This window comes from Symplocastrum torsivum (assembly GCF_059505465.1).
In genome coordinates this window covers 1-13,886 of record NZ_JCACKQ010000007.1, presented here as the reverse complement: position 1 = coordinate 13,886, position 13,886 = coordinate 1, and the positions used below count along the sequence as shown (strand labels likewise).

The window sequence follows — 13,886 nt, the reverse complement described above, 5'->3', positions numbered from 1 at the left end:
CGATCGATCTTCTTCCTCTTCAATCAATCTGTAAGGATAGCTTAAGTTAAATAAACTTCTTTAAACAACTCTCGCCTTCTTTCAAAAGTCCTGCTAACTTAAAGATAGGCACATAAAGAAATCGGTATTCAGGGCTGTGCCTCCCACCCTGAGCCTCTTACAGCTTACTTTAACTTGGTAGTAGAGATTAGAAGCGGACGGCGCGTGTTTTAACAGATTGGTGAAAATTTCCCAAAGCTTGAACTCAGCAATGAGGCTAGCAAAACTGTTAAAACAGAGAGCCAAACCACCCTTGAAAACTAGGAATGGAGGAATACACAAGTCTGATTAGTTGAAGCTGTGAGCATCTGTAAACCTTAGTTGGATTTTTTGTTGAATAAGTCTAAGCGTGAACTCGGTACCTTTACCGAGTTCACTGAGTTTTTAGGGGTAGTTGATTCACTGGTATTCTCAAAGGTAACGCTTCAATTTGTGCTTAGCTGTAATCTGTCTTCAATATCAGATTTTTTCAAACTGTAGAGTACATCTAAAAAGTGCATCTGTAAGCTACCAGGACCAGCCGCTTTTTCTGCCGCCAGCTCACCAGCAATTCCCATCACTGCCATAGCATGAGCTGCTGCGATTAAGCTATCTGAATTGACGGCTAGAAACGCTCCGATTATCGCTGTTGAGGTACAACCCATACCGGTCACTTTTGCCATCAGGGGATGACCATTTTCTAGCTTTATGACTTGGTTAGCCTTGATAATATAATCTTTGGCTCCACTAATTACTACCGTACATTTATAAGATTGAGAGAGTCTCTTTGCTGCCGCTACAGCCGCTTCCGATTCTTGGGTACTATCGACACCTTTAGAGACAGCTTCTGTTCCCAAAATTGCAGAAACTTCAGAAGCATTACCTCGAATCACAATTGGTGGAACTAGTTCAAAAAGTTTCTGAGTTGTTGCTGTTCGATAAGTAGTAGCGCCAACACCAACAGGGTCAAAAACAATTGGTTTGTTAAGTTTTTGAGCAAAAAGCATTGCCTTTTGCATCGCTTTTATCCAGGCTTCACTCAACGTACCTATATTGATGACCAATGCGCTGGAAATCCTCACTAAATCTTCTACCTCTTCTATAGCGTGTGCCATGATGGGTGAAGCTCCTAATGCTAAAAGAGCATTTGCAGTATTATTCATCACAACATAGTTGGTGATGTTATGGATGAGAGGATTAGTTTGTCGAATTGCTTGGAGGTCATCCCAAATGGTATCTGGGTTAATGTTCATGGGTAGTAATAGTTTTTAGTGCCAGCCTCGTAAGTTTTTGTGTACGCAAGCTAGATACCACATATAATCATCAAGCTTGTATTCATTAGCAGCTTTAAGGATGTAAAAACGCGATCGCAAAGTGCTGCTGCTTTCAGGAGATTGCTCTAAATCTTTTGCTGCTTCATAGTACAAACCAATGTAGAGATGGCTGTAAAACCTGCCATGTCTGCCATATTTCTTGCCCGTAGCAAGGACATCCTCTGGAGTACAATTTCCCGCATACAGGTCATACACGCTATTCATAATCGGTCGTGGGTCATTCTTCACGGCTAACAAGACTTGTCGCGCCTCTACCGTACCCTTAAGTTGAGCGATACAGAGATACCGCCAGATGGTTTCCTCCACATCTTGAGCATTCACATTTAAATCCAACTCAAACTGTGCTGCGCCTTCCTCAAATCTTTCGGCATAGTAGTACGATAGTCCGCGCTGCCACAGATAAGGTGAGACAGTTGGGTCAAGCTTCTCTGCTTGGTCAAAATCTTGAATGGATTCTGAAACATTAGCGAGTTTGAAGTTGACCATGCCTCGTCGAATGTAAGCTTTAGGGTCATTCGGGTAATTTCGGATGACCTCGTTCCACCGTGCGAGTTCCTGTTCGAGGGAAATTGAAAAAGCCATGAACTCAATAGTTCCAAGTAGGATAGACAAGTAATATGCACATTTGCCTAAACTGCTAGTTTATATGGAATTAGAGGGACGCTATCAACAAATTCAAAACAAGCTTGAAGAACTTTCAGATTTTTCTGTTGATTCACTAACTCGTTCTCGTAATCTTTTCCATTTAGAAACAAAACAAGTTATTCCGAGAAGATTTGAAGTCTGGACTCTTGTTGTTGGGCTACCTCTACCAAATCAGTTAACCCAAAGTTTTCAAACTATTGCTCAGCAGATAACTGAAAGATTTCCAGCGAATACCCGATTTTACAAGGTTCTTCCCCAAAATTATCATTGGGAACTTTTCATTGTCAAACGACCGGATGAAGACGTTACAGAGGATTGTCTACGAAAAACTCCAGATGTTTTGAGAGAAATGTTGAGTAATCAACCTTGTTGTAGAATCTCCTATCGAGGATTCTTGATCACAACCGATGGGACAATCATCGTCAAAGGTTATGGAGAATTTGATGAATTGCGCGATCGCCTTCGCAAGACACTCCCTTGGGCATCGTTGCAGCAATCGAATCTTGGGCATATTTCTTTAGGACGCATTCTCGATCCAGTTGGCTATCAGTGTTTTACTGAACTTAAAGATTTCGTTCGGACTTCAGAAAATGAGGTTTATGGAGAAATTGAAGTCAGTGACGTTAAATACATTCACGAAAGCCAGTGGTATATGGAAGATAGAGAAGTTGTTGCTGTTTTACCATTAGGAACTTTATGTCACTGAATCTTAAAGAAAATAGGACTGACTTAAGAAAAATCATCACACCGATTGCCCTTTGTGCAGGGAGTTTTGGGGAGGCACTCCGTCCCCCACCGGAGATGAGAGTGAGGAGGGGGTTTGGGGGAAGCCCCCCAAGCAGGGTTTTTCTACAAACGACAATTTTTCGCTTAAGTCAGTGCCATTCATCTTAAAGGAGCAATAGTTCAAAAATGCGATCGCTTAATGGCTTTCCGCCAACACATTAAATTGCTCCTCATTAATCCGACCCGCTTGATACAACGTTTCGGTAATTTCAGAAATGGTTAATACTGAATGCGCCTGATAGCCATTGGCTTTCAACCTATCCTTGACTCCTTGTTCATGATCCATAAACACCACAATATCCTTGACCTTTAATCCAGCCGATTTAAGCTTGTCTGCGCCTTCCATTACACTTTTGCCACTAATAAGAATGTCATCAACCACCACTACTGTTTCCCCAGGATGGAAGTTGCCTTCAATCACGCGGCGAGTCCCGTGTGCCTTGACCTCCTTGCGGGGAAAAATCATTGGGTGATTGAGGCGCAAAGCTAAACCAGTTGCCGTTGGCAATGAACCATAGGGAATACCAGCGATGCGGTCAAAGTTGAGAGTTTTGAGAATATCCGCGTAGGCGCTTAAGATTTGATGGAAGATTTGTGGGTTAGAGATGATTTTACGCAGGTCAACGTAGTAGGGAAATGTCGCCCCTGAGGCTTGGACGTATTCCCCAAACAAAATGCAACCGATATCATAGAGTTGCAAAATCAAATCTTGATAAGGATGCTGATTGAGCAAACAAACATCAGGCATCCATAAATCACAGGTAGACCCTTCTCGAATAATCTGGTTTCTAGTTTGGTTGACGGATTGACGTAGCGAGTCAATTTGTTCGGCTGGATGTTCGCCAACTAACATATCTATGGGAACTGGGATAAGCAGACCATCGCCATCTGTATTTAAACCTGCTGTCAGGATTTGATTGAGGTCGCTGCCGCCTTCTGCCCAAATGCTACGTGCTAGGATAACTCGTTCGGGAGCCTCGGCACGAATCCGTGCTAAAACCTCTACATTAGTGGTTCCCACTTCTAGCCCTAATTGTTCGGGAGTTCCCCAGGTTTTAGCTTCCTTCACCACTTGTAAGTAAAACGGAGAGTCAATTGTGGGATACTGCTGTAATGCGATCGCTGCCTGATTAGAAGTACAGCACAGGACAAATACAGCTTTATTCGGGTGAACTAAAAAGGATGCAACATGGTCTTGTCCAGCATAAGGACTTAGGGTAATGGCATCGACTTGCCAGTCTTCAAAAACAGTTCGAGCAAAGACAGTGCTAGTGTTGAGGTCACCATGCTTTGCATCCAAAATAATTGGGATATGGGAAGGGATAGCCTCTAGAGTCTTGTGCAGTAGTTCTAGTCCTGCGGAACCCAACGCTTGATAAAAACCGAGAGTCGGTTTATAAGCGCAGACTAAATCAGCGGTTTGAGCGATTTGGAATTGCAGCCAGTCCCACAAGCTATCAATGATGCTGATTTTACTGCCTGATTCACAGTATCGCTTCGGCATCATTTCTGGATTTGGATCGAGTCCCACAAACAGCAAGCTCTGATTTTGGGCGATCGCTAAATTCAGTTTCTCAGAAAAGTTCATCTGTCTTCACGGCAGGATAACTCATCCTATCGTTTAGTAGGGGGGTGAGGAAAGCGTTGGTAGTTAGGTTAAGAATACCGTTTTTGTTTTCAACCCCTGAAGATGGTTCAAGCACTCCGTTATTCTGTGGAGAGGTGAAAATTGATGCAGAAAATCGATACCACGCCATCCCGCGCACTCGACCCAGCCAAGAGTGACTGGAATTTTGTTGAAGTCTGGATTGACCCGATGCTTTCTCCTCCCTACATCTTGTTATTAGTAGGTGATCCATCCGGGAGGTGCCTTGTACATGATCCGGCTGAGGATTATAAAGTCGTGTTCAGTAGTGCAACTTATGATGAAGCTCAAACATGGTTGTTAGAGGATGAATATGAGCCAGTTGAAGGGCGGCTCTCAGCGTCAGAGTTGTAGGCAACCCTAAGTCAATCTTCATCGCGGCAACGTCGAGTCTGCCATGCTTTTCGGCTCAATACCGATGAGCCAATCCGTATTGATTAAAATCAGCAGAATCAGTGTGACAATCGCAACAAGTGCAACAGTATTGCTAAACGTCTTCCTGACATCGCGCTTACAGGCGTTGGCGCAACTCTCGAATGGCAACTCCAGTGCCACGCTCCTTTGCAGCTTCTAAGCATTGAGCTACAATCGCCTGCAAATCAACGTCAGGAAAGTAGCGACTAGTAGCTTGTAGTTGGTATTTGCTGTCCTGTAAACCGTAGATGGCAAGTTGGTTTCGTTTTAGCAACCAGACCTCTGGCACTTGATACAGGGCATAATCGTTAGCATCGGTGTAGGTAGTGACATCAATTTCAATCACGAGATCAGGAGACGGATCGGTACCCCACTCTAAGCGATCGCGCCCAACTACCGCTTGCCAGTTGTCGATGTAGAAGCAGTAATCTGGTTCTATACCACCTTCTTCTGGCAACTCCATTGTAATGGGAGTGAAAGCTTCATAGTTGCAGTTGGAGGCATCGAGTAGAGCAGTAACTACATTAGCGACCAAATGGGCATCACGTCCATGTTTGGGTAGAGGGGACATCAGCAAGATTTCTCCAGAACGGTACTTGAGCCGAGGAATAGATGAATCTCCCCGGCTTTCACATAAAGTAAGATAGTCTTGCCAGGAACCCAGCATCCGCACAACCATCCCTGGTGCTAGCTGAATTTTGTCGCGTGAAATGAGAGCGTACATGAAGATTACTTCCCCGTGAAAACTCCTGCGATCTACAACTATATTGCAGCTTGACGAAGGCAGAGGGCAGGAGGCAGATGGCAGGAGGCAGATGGCAGGAGGTAGATGGCAGAAGGGACGAAAGGGAAGAAAAAGTTTAGTTATGGGTCAAAAGTCCAGTTTAAAGAGAATTAGTACAAGAAAAGTTTTTATCACAACGCCACAAGACTTCATAGTTTAAGCCCACGTTGAAAAAGGTGGGAACCTTCTACCTTCTACCCTCTGCCTTCTGCCTTTTGCTGCATCTTCATCGCGGCAACGTCGAGTCTGCCAAGGCTTTAGGCTCAATCCCAATTAGCCATGCGGCAATGATTAAAATTGGAAGAATCAGTGTGATAATTGCAACAAGCGCTACAGTGTTGCTAAATGTTTTCCTTGATTTGATAGGTTGAGCGACTCTAAATTCATCAAATTTCACAACCTCTGATTGTGGATCGAGTGTGTTGAAGCGATAACTGCTGACTGTACCTGTACCTGTGTCTAAGATGCTAAACGCTGAGACTTCGTTACTCGCTATATAAGGTAGTGGCTGGTTGTCTTCTCCCACAAGTGGGGCAAGCGTTGGCATTATGGGTTGAAGACCATTTGGGTCACCTATTGCTGCATAGTCTGCCTGATTGCCAGTTGGTAGCGATCGCTTTTTGTCACCTGTGAAAGCACCATAGGTATTACCAACATTCGATGTCTCCAAGAAGTGTGTCCCATTCGGACTGATAAAGCGGTTCCAGACGTGCGAGTGTCCATAGAATACCAGTTGCACACCCGACGCCTCCAGCAGTGGCACCACATCACGAATAATGTAATCCGCCTCCTTAGGGTACTCATAACGTACTGCTTTGACTGTCCCGTCTGGATTCCGCTCAATGATCTGTACGGGGTCTGTATAAGCTGGAACAATGTTGTCACCCAAAGAATGAGGGGGATGATGAAACATCACGATTTTGTACTTGGCTTGCTGGAACGCTTCGCTGTTGAGTTCTTCGGCTAGCCAGTTATATTGGGCACTACCCTGACTCACTGGTTCAAAGATATGCTGTCCATATCCCCACTCCAGCGGATTGTTTAAGTCTTTTTCTCGTTCGCGATACCTGCCTCTAGCATCAGCATCTAAGCTGGGTGTTCTCCAGATATTAGTGATGTACAGGACAACCAAGCGGATGTCCCCGAAGGTCACGGCATAGTAGTTCTGTCCCTTCGGATTATCTTGGGGTAGTGAGAAAATCTCGTTGTAGGTGTCGGTATTAAAGGAATTGTTTTTCAGCCAAAATTCGCGCAAGTTTGGGTTGTTGCTGGTATTCCATTCCTTGGCATTTTTTTGATAGATGTCTTGGGCAATAGCACGAGGGAAAGGGTCGTTAAACTGTTCGTTTAAGTTGCTAACCTTGTCCAAACGCCCCATTACCTCATGGTTGCCAGTTGCTGTAAATAGTGGGGCATATTGAATCAGCGCACCGCCTGTGTAGGAGGCTTTGACACCATCCTTGTCTAGTTTGTAGTTCGCACGACCTTGAAGAGTGGGAAAGAAAGCGCCACCGCGATTGTCATCAAACCATTCCGAGGCGCGATCGGGAACGTTAACCAAGTCACCTGCGAAGAAAATGGCATCGACTTTCCCGATGGTTTGAGCAACTTTCTGAATATTTGCCGTTGTCATCGGCATCAGTTGATGATCAGAGGTCAGTAAAATTTTCAGTGGTGTCTGTGAGGTTGGTGTAGGCGCAAGGGTAAATTGGCGACTGCTTACACTTTGTCCATTGTCCTGCACACTCGTTACTTGATAGGGAACGCGATCGCTAGGACTTAAATCTGTCACTTCTGCCTCATGACGCCAGATGTCCCGCATCGTTGGCTGTTTGTAAATCTGACTATCTTCTGTCTGTTCCCCTACTTTTGATAACTGATCTTCGCGAGTGCGGCTGAGTTTGGTTGTTGTTGCGATCTCACTACGGGTGAGTCCCTGTCCATAGGCAACACTATGGCGGGAACCCTCAAATTCCGTAAACCATACCACTCGTACTGAAGTCTCTGTTGGCAGCTGCAAAAATGGGTCAGTTAGCAACTGGGGCGCAGATGTCATAGTTGGCTGCCTGGTAAGTAGTACAACAATTGGGGCAAGGGCAATGAAGACAAGACATACAGCCGCAATGAGGAGAGAACGACTGATTGGACGTTTGACCATTTCTTGTCTTCCAAAAAAAAAGGCACATCGTTGTTCGCACTCTAGCAATTCAGAGATACGATGTCATGTCTTTTGGAATACACTTCCTTGTTTTAGTGTTCCGAGGAAACATTACTAACCCTACTATTAAAAATCGCACCTGCTTTGAAGTAGAGGTGCGATTAGGAATTATTGAAGATTTAGTGAAATGGTTGGATTAAATTTTTCTGTTTTTAAAGATTAAGGTTCAATTAACTTACAACCCTAAACAATGATTACTTTAGATTTCAACTCTTGTTCATCAATCGCCCTCAACCGTTTAACCATTAAGGCAGTAATCAATGAGTGATAGCCTGCCTATTCACCCTTCTCAAGCGAAGTTTATACAAGTACTACGTCAGCCGTCAGCTTTACAGAAGCAGAAATAGTTTGCTCGTCAGAGACTGCTACCTCAGTGCTACCAAGTGAGCAATTTACAGAAAACGCCTCTTTTAGTATCAGCTTTTCATCCTGTAAAATCTCTTCAATGCTTTCCCAAGATGGTGTAAACAGGGGTAAGGCTAAAGAACACGCTTTCCAGTTTCCCCTAACCGATACACCGAGTTGCTGACACGTCCCTCCACGTCGTCCCTCGACATCGTAATGGCGGCAATACCGGCAGGCAGAAGTTGGAAAATTTAATGTCTTCATTGGAGTTATTCTCAGGAATTATCTTCATCTCCTCTTCACATTCAATTCTCCTACTTCCTGATTTAGGAGTTTAGAGCTAGCAAACATTGAGCCTGTCTAGGTTAGAGTGATCCCCGAAGTAAATAATAGTTTTAGATTTTCTTTATTTTTCTGTTATACACAGATACATTTTTGTTTAAGAAAAGACACAATTTTAACTATGCCTCTGAAGAAAGACGCTGTTTTATCCGTAAACATTATGGGGATCAAGCTAAAACACAAGGAAATATGTATAGCAAGTTACTAAAGTTTTGGCAAGTAATTGGGTTAAAACCAATGGTTAGTAAAAAAATGGAGTACGAACAATTTTTAGAGAAACTTGCTTTCATCTTGCCAAATCAGTCAGGAGCGCAACCTTACCAATCCTTTACCTTTACTGCACAAAGGCTACAAACCGTCCAGCGCTGAGTTCTCCAAGCGGTATGGGGCACTGGTATTGGGGGCAAAGTGGACTGGATAGCCGAGCATTCAGCTTCTTCAAAATTGAACGACGCTTAAATTTCAGGTTTTGTGCCCAAGCCGAGCTAGACGTGACAACAGAAAGAACATCTCTAGAGAACGAGTGCGATCGCCTCTGCTGCGCCACTGCATTACCCGCGATTTCAGCCAGCCGCGAATTAAGTATTGAAGTTGTTTTGGTTCTTGCCACTGCGGCTGATTTTCGACCGAACCTAATATATTATTGAGAGATTTCAGCCTAAATCCTGTTTATACTCATCCAGGAGCCTTATCGTTTGGAGCAATCTCATATGATGGCAGCGCATCTACACTAAATCCTAGACCAATAGCAAAAAGCCAGTTTTCTTCTTATCTTCATTGGATCACAACCCAAAAGCCATTAAAAAACTGACAGCGAGCGTCACGCAAGAGAAACTCCTTTGCAGGATTTGAATCAAAAACTTAACCCTAAAGCCCTCCTCATGAGCCAAAACACCCCCGTTGAATCCTCACGCCCCTCAATCAATCCCACCTTGCAAGCTGCTCTGGGCAGTTTTGATGTACAGCTAGAAGAAGAACTAGCACGTTACCGACGTCAACGCTCAGGGCGTCCAATCACACCGACTCGTGGTTTAGGTCGTAACCAAAGCCGTAAACCCATTGAGTTGATTCCGGTTGATAAGGGAGGAGAGCAAACTCCGCCGCTACCAGCATCGAGGAGGCTTCCTCCCTCGCAATTGATGCCATTTCCCCTAACATTAGGTAATCAGACACCAGATGCTGCCCCTCCAAAGGAGACACAAGACGAGCCAATAGCTCAACAGAATGCCAACTCACAACAGACAACGCCACAAAATGCCTCATCCCTGACAACTGAGGGAAGCGCGAATGAGCAACTTACTCCTCCTAGGGAACCAGCCGATATTGAAGGCGATTTAGCCAATTTTGCCGCTGAGCCAGCACAGCCAGAAGATTATCTGGAATCCTCAGAACAATTGCTGCGGAGTCTGGGGGAAGAAGAAGCCGATATTCATCAGCCAAGAAAGCGTTTTACGGATAGGTTGCTGACTCCATTGGGGGTTGGCTCAGTGTTGCTGTTACTGCTTTCAAGCGCTACAGTTGCCTACATCATTACAAATCCCTCTACCCTCGGTATTCTGGGTTTCAATAAATCCGCCGAGAAAAAGACAGCAACCATAGCTCAAAGCCCAACACAGACAACAGTAACGAACAGCGAAGTAGCGAAAGAGACACCCCTTGTGAAGGGTCCTGATTTGGCTTCTGATGAATTCGTTGACGTGAATATCAGTAACCTCAGTCAATTAGAAGCTAGTCCGCCACCAACACCTTCAGCAGCCCCGATTCCCCCACTTCCCGATTTGCCTAGTCCTGTGACGACACCAGTTGCTCCTAGCGCTGTTCCTAGCCCAGTGCCTCCTCGACGTTCTTCAGATTTATCTTCAACACTGCTACCACCTGCTGCACAGTCGGGAGTTGTGCCGCCGCCACTATCCGTTGTACCCGTACCAACATCACCCACATCTGTACCACAAGCAAGAACACAAAGTTCTGTGGCACCTGCATCACCGTCTGTAACGCAGCAGCCAGAAGCGTCTCCTTCTCAAGTACAAGTAGCAGCTAACGCCACACCATCTAAGGATAATTACTACTACGTGTTGCTCAACGATGGTAGTGAGAGTGCGCTACAGCAAGCCCGGACAATTGTTCCAGATGCCTATACGCGGGACTTCCCACAAGGTACTCGTGTACAGATGGGAGCCTTTAAGGTTGAAGCCGAGGCAAAAAGTCTGATTGCTCAACTCCAGCAGCAAGGAATTTCTGCCTCGATTTATCGTCCCTAGATGTAGTAGGGTGCGTTATTTAACGCACCCCACAAGTAGATTCGCTGCGTAAGTCCTATAGGAGTTATGCCGTTAATCAGTGACAGCCTGATTCGGTCGCAGGGGTTTGGCAAGCTCAAGCCCGTATAGCAGAGCATCCATGGGAAATTCAGGGGTTTGAAGCTATCAACTTGAGTAATTCATCCAAAAGTTAAACGGGGTCTTGACCCTGAGATACCATGATGTTAAAGATTCCCCCGACCCGCAACGTGAATGGAGAGCTGCCATGGGATTGATCGATCGCATTATGCGAGTGATTCGCGCCAACCTCAACAGTCTAGTTGGGCAAGCGGAAGATCCAGAGAAAGTTCTGGAGCAAGCTGTAGAAGATATGCAGCAGGATTTGATCCAGCTGCGGCAGGCTGTGGCGCAGGCGATCGCGACCCAAAAACGCACGGAACGACAAGCCTCTCAAGCTGAATCGACAGCGCAGGAGTGGTACAACCGCGCTCAACTAGCACTCTCCAATAGCGATGAAAACCTGGCACGGGAAGCTCTAACGCGACGGAAATCCTACCAAGAGACAGCAAAAGCAATGCGATCGCAGCTATTGCAAGAAGCGGATGTTGTCACCAAGCTGAAGGAAAATATGCGGGCGTTAGAAGGTAAAATCTCCGAGGCAAAAACCAAAAAAGACTTATATATTGCCAGAGCACGCTCCGCTCAAGCGTCCCAAAAAATCAACGAAATGCTGGGCAATGTGGGAACGGGTAATGCCTTAAGTGCCTTTGAACGGATGGAAGAAAAAGTGATGCAGATCGAAGCTCAGTCCGAAGCACTAGAAGAATTGGGAAGCAATGAACTCGAAAAACGATATGCCGCTCTAGAAGCTGGCAGTGAGGTTGATAATGAGCTAGCCGCACTGAAAGCCAACCTGAAGGCAGGCACAGAACCCGCAAAATTACCGTCTAATCAGGCATCATCCGTTAAAAATCCTGAAATTGATGGAGAACTTGAAAAACTGCGTTCCGAAACTGATGGGGCTTGATGAAGAAAGCAGGGGAAGCCGGAGGAAAAGATAATGGCATCTCCCGTTGGGGGAATCTTCTCAAACTCACTTAGTGCTTTGCCGTTGACACTTTGAGAAATTGGTTAGTATCTGGCACTTTTCATCTAGAAGTTTTTAAACTGGATTAAACAGCGTCCTGTTTTGATAGCTTGGGTATGAGTGTTTTAAATGATTCAAAGAAGCGCTTTAGACTTGAGACGGGACATCCATTGCTTAAACCTCAGCCCAACCACAGCAGACTGACGCAAAGCGAGTCTGCTTTACACCTACTTTATACATTCCGAGAGGATAGACAAGCGTCATGGGATTATTTGATCGCCTTAGCAGAGTCGTCAGAGCCAATTTAAACGATGTGGTTAGTAAGGCTGAAGATCCAGAAAAGATTCTGGAGCAAGCGATTATTGATATGCAAGAAGACCTGATTCAACTGCGTCAAGCGGTTGCTAGGGCAATTGCTACTCAAAAACGCACTGAGCAGCAATACAACAAAAACCAAACAGAAGCCAACAACTGGCAGCAACGCGCTCAACTAGCACTCCAAAAAGGAGATGAAAACCTGGCGCGTGAAGCACTGACTCGTAAGAAAGCGAATGCCGAAACCGCGGGTTCACTCAAAGGTCAGTTGGAGCAGCAGAGTGGTCAGGTGGACACCCTGAAGCGGAATCTAATTGCTCTTGAAAGCAAAATTTCCGAAGCCAAGACCAAGAAAGATATGCTCAAGGCACGGGCGAGTGCTGCCAAAGCCAACGAGCAACTGCAAAACGCTGTTGGGCGTTTAGGCACCAGTACCGCAATGGGTGCCTTTGAGCGGATGGAAGAAAAAGTCATGGAATTGGAAGCTCGTTCTCAGGCAGCCTATGAATTGACGGGAAATGACTTAGAACAGCAATTTGCCCAACTAGAATCCGGTAGCGATGTTGATGATGAGTTGACAGCGATGAAAGCGCAGTTGTCAGGCGGTTCCGTTTCACAGCAAGCTTTGCCAGCCTCTGAAGAGAAAACAACCACCTCCTCAGATTCAGCCGTTGATGCGGAATTGGAAGCACTCCGAAAGCAAATCGACAACATCTAGGTGTTAGCGATCTCGTCATAACGCTTCCTGCAATCAAACACCTTGTTGAGACTTCACTGACTTAAGCGGAAAGGTCGCCCTTTCCGCTTATTACAATATTTGATTGTTTAGACATATCGCTTAATAAAAAAACCTAAAGTTCAACTTATTGACGAGGAACCGACAAGCTATCCTGACCAAAGGACGCAACTACCTCAAGTTCGCAAACAGGAAGCTCTGGAGTGTAATTGCAGGTATAGGTTGCTAGACGTTCTCCCTGCTGGTTGAAAACTCTGACATCGTACTCATAATCTCTAGCAACCGTGCCGAAATTATTAACAAAGCGATAGCGTCCTAAATAGTCAAGAAGAGTCCAGAGTTGAGCGTTAACGACCATATCTATCCTCTTCTCATCTTGGTACGCTATCCAGTTGTTAATGAGCTTGCCACCAACCACATTGAACTGTTCCTTTGCCCACCAAAGGCTGGGAATTGCGACTTCAGTTGCAGAGATAGTATTTGCCGTGATTAAATCACGTCCTGGAGGTGGGGCATCCAGCTCTAGTAACTCTAATTCCAAAGGTTCCGAAGCAGGCTTTGGTGCTAAGGGCGTTTGAGCCAATGCTAGCTGAGGGATGAAAACTGTCAGGATACTCAACATTAGGAGCAATACAGTACGCTGGCTCCATCTTGAGTGAAGAAGTGGGGTTGACCTTTCCCTGTTTAACCCGTTTTCTCTGCATTCATTTTTTTTTAACGAAAAGCTCATACTCCTGCCTCAAATTGCTGAAGCACTCCCCGTTGCCGTCTTTACAGTGCTAACTTCCAATTTATGACATGACAGCCCTTTAATTGTTCCGCTTCAGGGAGTAACCAACAAGGGAGGTGGGGAAGTAGGAATGAAGTGCAAATTGCTACAAGTTCGTTCTTCAAACCGATATATAGAACCCATTTGAGATCTTGAGAAGAGGCTGAAAGCCTTTTAATCATTAGCC

Annotated in this window: 17 protein-coding genes; 8 read left to right on the top strand and 9 right to left on the bottom strand. The window is 45.3% G+C overall.

All coding sequences use genetic code 11. The features are described 5' to 3' along the window. Window positions 1–464: 464 nt before the first annotated feature. Window positions 465–1,271, bottom strand: coding sequence for a hydroxyethylthiazole kinase (thiM, locus tag AC5JL3_RS01830; protein ID WP_496072864.1), 807 nt, complete (start codon window positions 1,269–1,271; stop codon window positions 465–467). 15 nt (window positions 1,272–1,286) lie between these two features. Further along, window positions 1,287–1,934 (bottom strand): tetratricopeptide repeat protein, encoded by a 648-nt coding sequence (locus AC5JL3_RS01825; RefSeq protein WP_496072863.1) that lies wholly within the window; start codon window positions 1,932–1,934, stop codon window positions 1,287–1,289. A gap of 43 nt (window positions 1,935–1,977) precedes the next feature. On the opposite strand from AC5JL3_RS01825, the gene AC5JL3_RS01820 reads away from it, so the two are divergent. After that, on the top strand, window positions 1,978–2,703 hold the full coding sequence (locus AC5JL3_RS01820; protein ID WP_496072862.1) for a hypothetical protein: 726 nt from the start codon (window positions 1,978–1,980) through the stop codon (window positions 2,701–2,703). Between the two features lie 216 nt (window positions 2,704–2,919). Here the strand turns inward: AC5JL3_RS01820 and AC5JL3_RS01815 are convergent, their stop codons facing one another. Next, entirely contained in the window at window positions 2,920–4,371 is a 1,452-nt protein-coding gene (locus tag AC5JL3_RS01815) for a bifunctional orotidine-5'-phosphate decarboxylase/orotate phosphoribosyltransferase (RefSeq protein WP_496072861.1), read from the bottom strand. A 44-nt stretch (window positions 4,372–4,415) separates the two neighbouring features. Here AC5JL3_RS01815 and AC5JL3_RS01810 point away from each other — a divergent pair, with 44 nt between their 5' ends. Then, the gene (locus AC5JL3_RS01810) at window positions 4,416–4,568 is read left to right on the top strand and encodes a DUF6972 family protein (RefSeq protein ID WP_496072860.1); all 153 of its coding nucleotides are present in this window, start codon (window positions 4,416–4,418) and stop codon (window positions 4,566–4,568) included. Then, the gene (locus tag AC5JL3_RS01805; RefSeq protein ID WP_496072859.1) at window positions 4,516–4,782 is read left to right on the top strand and encodes a hypothetical protein; all 267 of its coding nucleotides are present in this window, start codon (window positions 4,516–4,518) and stop codon (window positions 4,780–4,782) included. Before AC5JL3_RS01810 ends, AC5JL3_RS01805 begins: the two co-directional genes overlap by 53 nt. A gap of 18 nt (window positions 4,783–4,800) precedes the next feature. On the opposite strand, the gene AC5JL3_RS01800 is transcribed toward AC5JL3_RS01805, so the two are convergent. The 3 genes from AC5JL3_RS01800 to AC5JL3_RS01790 all read right to left on the bottom strand — a co-directional run bounded on the left by AC5JL3_RS01800 (window position 4,801) and on the right by AC5JL3_RS01790 (window position 7,784). Then, entirely contained in the window at window positions 4,801–4,971 is a 171-nt protein-coding gene (locus tag AC5JL3_RS01800; RefSeq protein ID WP_496072858.1) for a hypothetical protein, read from the bottom strand. Beyond that, window positions 4,940–5,566, bottom strand: coding sequence for a Uma2 family endonuclease (locus tag AC5JL3_RS01795; protein ID WP_496072857.1), 627 nt, complete (start codon window positions 5,564–5,566; stop codon window positions 4,940–4,942). Before AC5JL3_RS01795 ends, AC5JL3_RS01800 begins: the two co-directional genes overlap by 32 nt. 286 nt (window positions 5,567–5,852) lie before the next feature. After that, entirely contained in the window at window positions 5,853–7,784 is a 1,932-nt protein-coding gene (locus tag AC5JL3_RS01790) for a metallophosphoesterase family protein (RefSeq protein WP_496072856.1), read from the bottom strand. Window positions 7,785–7,849: 65 nt separating this feature from the next. Between AC5JL3_RS01790 and AC5JL3_RS01785 the strand changes: the two genes are divergently transcribed. Further along, window positions 7,850–7,984: a hypothetical protein gene (locus AC5JL3_RS01785; protein WP_496072855.1), complete on the top strand. Its 135-nt coding sequence runs from the start codon at window positions 7,850–7,852 to the stop codon at window positions 7,982–7,984. Between the two features lie 160 nt (window positions 7,985–8,144). On the opposite strand, the gene AC5JL3_RS01780 is transcribed toward AC5JL3_RS01785, so the two are convergent. Beyond that, entirely contained in the window at window positions 8,145–8,453 is a 309-nt protein-coding gene (locus AC5JL3_RS01780) for a hypothetical protein (protein WP_192221858.1), read from the bottom strand. Between the two features lie 315 nt (window positions 8,454–8,768). On the opposite strand from AC5JL3_RS01780, the gene AC5JL3_RS01775 reads away from it, so the two are divergent. Next, a complete protein-coding gene (locus tag AC5JL3_RS01775) occupies window positions 8,769–8,900 on the top strand; it encodes a hypothetical protein (RefSeq protein ID WP_496072947.1) in 132 nt (43 codons plus the stop codon). Here AC5JL3_RS01775 and AC5JL3_RS01770 read toward each other — a convergent pair. Beyond that, window positions 8,866–9,141, bottom strand: a complete 276-nt coding sequence (locus AC5JL3_RS01770; RefSeq protein WP_496072854.1) for a DciA family protein — start codon at window positions 9,139–9,141, stop codon at window positions 8,866–8,868. The genes AC5JL3_RS01775 and AC5JL3_RS01770 overlap by 35 nt on opposite strands. A gap of 271 nt (window positions 9,142–9,412) precedes the next feature. Between AC5JL3_RS01770 and AC5JL3_RS01765 the strand changes: the two genes are divergently transcribed. From AC5JL3_RS01765 to AC5JL3_RS01755, 3 genes are all read left to right on the top strand, one after another. Then, window positions 9,413–10,792 (top strand): SPOR domain-containing protein, encoded by a 1,380-nt coding sequence (locus AC5JL3_RS01765; RefSeq protein ID WP_496072853.1) that lies wholly within the window; start codon window positions 9,413–9,415, stop codon window positions 10,790–10,792. A 265-nt stretch (window positions 10,793–11,057) separates the two neighbouring features. Continuing rightward, complete coding sequence (locus AC5JL3_RS01760; RefSeq protein WP_496072852.1) at window positions 11,058–11,819, top strand: PspA/IM30 family protein; 762 nt, start codon at window positions 11,058–11,060, stop codon at window positions 11,817–11,819. Between the two features lie 322 nt (window positions 11,820–12,141). Beyond that, window positions 12,142–12,912, top strand: coding sequence for a PspA/IM30 family protein (locus AC5JL3_RS01755; RefSeq protein WP_192221855.1), 771 nt, complete (start codon window positions 12,142–12,144; stop codon window positions 12,910–12,912). Window positions 12,913–13,057: 145 nt separating this feature from the next. Here the strand turns inward: AC5JL3_RS01755 and AC5JL3_RS01750 are convergent, their stop codons facing one another. Further along, entirely contained in the window at window positions 13,058–13,552 is a 495-nt protein-coding gene (locus AC5JL3_RS01750) for a hypothetical protein (protein ID WP_496072851.1), read from the bottom strand. Between the last annotated feature and the right edge of the window lie 334 nt (window positions 13,553–13,886).

What these genes read in the sequence shown, in the direction of transcription:
- thiM (WP_496072864.1), bottom strand. Translation starts at nt 1,271, where the DNA reads ATGAACATTAACCCAGATACCATTTGGGATGACCTCCAAGCAATTCGA.
- AC5JL3_RS01825 (WP_496072863.1), bottom strand. Translation starts at nt 1,934, where the DNA reads ATGGCTTTTTCAATTTCCCTCGAACAGGAACTCGCACGGTGGAACGAG.
- AC5JL3_RS01815 (WP_496072861.1), bottom strand. Translation starts at nt 4,371, where the DNA reads ATGAACTTTTCTGAGAAACTGAATTTAGCGATCGCCCAAAATCAGAGC.
- AC5JL3_RS01805 (WP_496072859.1), top strand. Translation starts at nt 4,516, where the DNA reads ATGCAGAAAATCGATACCACGCCATCCCGCGCACTCGACCCAGCCAAG.
- AC5JL3_RS01795 (WP_496072857.1), bottom strand. Translation starts at nt 5,566, where the DNA reads ATGTACGCTCTCATTTCACGCGACAAAATTCAGCTAGCACCAGGGATG.
- AC5JL3_RS01790 (WP_496072856.1), bottom strand. Translation starts at nt 7,784, where the DNA reads ATGGTCAAACGTCCAATCAGTCGTTCTCTCCTCATTGCGGCTGTATGT.
- AC5JL3_RS01785 (WP_496072855.1), top strand. Translation starts at nt 7,850, where the DNA reads ATGTCTTTTGGAATACACTTCCTTGTTTTAGTGTTCCGAGGAAACATT.
- AC5JL3_RS01780 (WP_192221858.1), bottom strand. Translation starts at nt 8,453, where the DNA reads ATGAAGACATTAAATTTTCCAACTTCTGCCTGCCGGTATTGCCGCCAT.
- AC5JL3_RS01775 (WP_496072947.1), top strand. Translation starts at nt 8,769, where the DNA reads ATGGTTAGTAAAAAAATGGAGTACGAACAATTTTTAGAGAAACTTGCT.
- AC5JL3_RS01765 (WP_496072853.1), top strand. Translation starts at nt 9,413, where the DNA reads ATGAGCCAAAACACCCCCGTTGAATCCTCACGCCCCTCAATCAATCCC.
- AC5JL3_RS01760 (WP_496072852.1), top strand. Translation starts at nt 11,058, where the DNA reads ATGGGATTGATCGATCGCATTATGCGAGTGATTCGCGCCAACCTCAAC.
- AC5JL3_RS01755 (WP_192221855.1), top strand. Translation starts at nt 12,142, where the DNA reads ATGGGATTATTTGATCGCCTTAGCAGAGTCGTCAGAGCCAATTTAAAC.
- AC5JL3_RS01750 (WP_496072851.1), bottom strand. Translation starts at nt 13,552, where the DNA reads ATGTTGAGTATCCTGACAGTTTTCATCCCTCAGCTAGCATTGGCTCAA.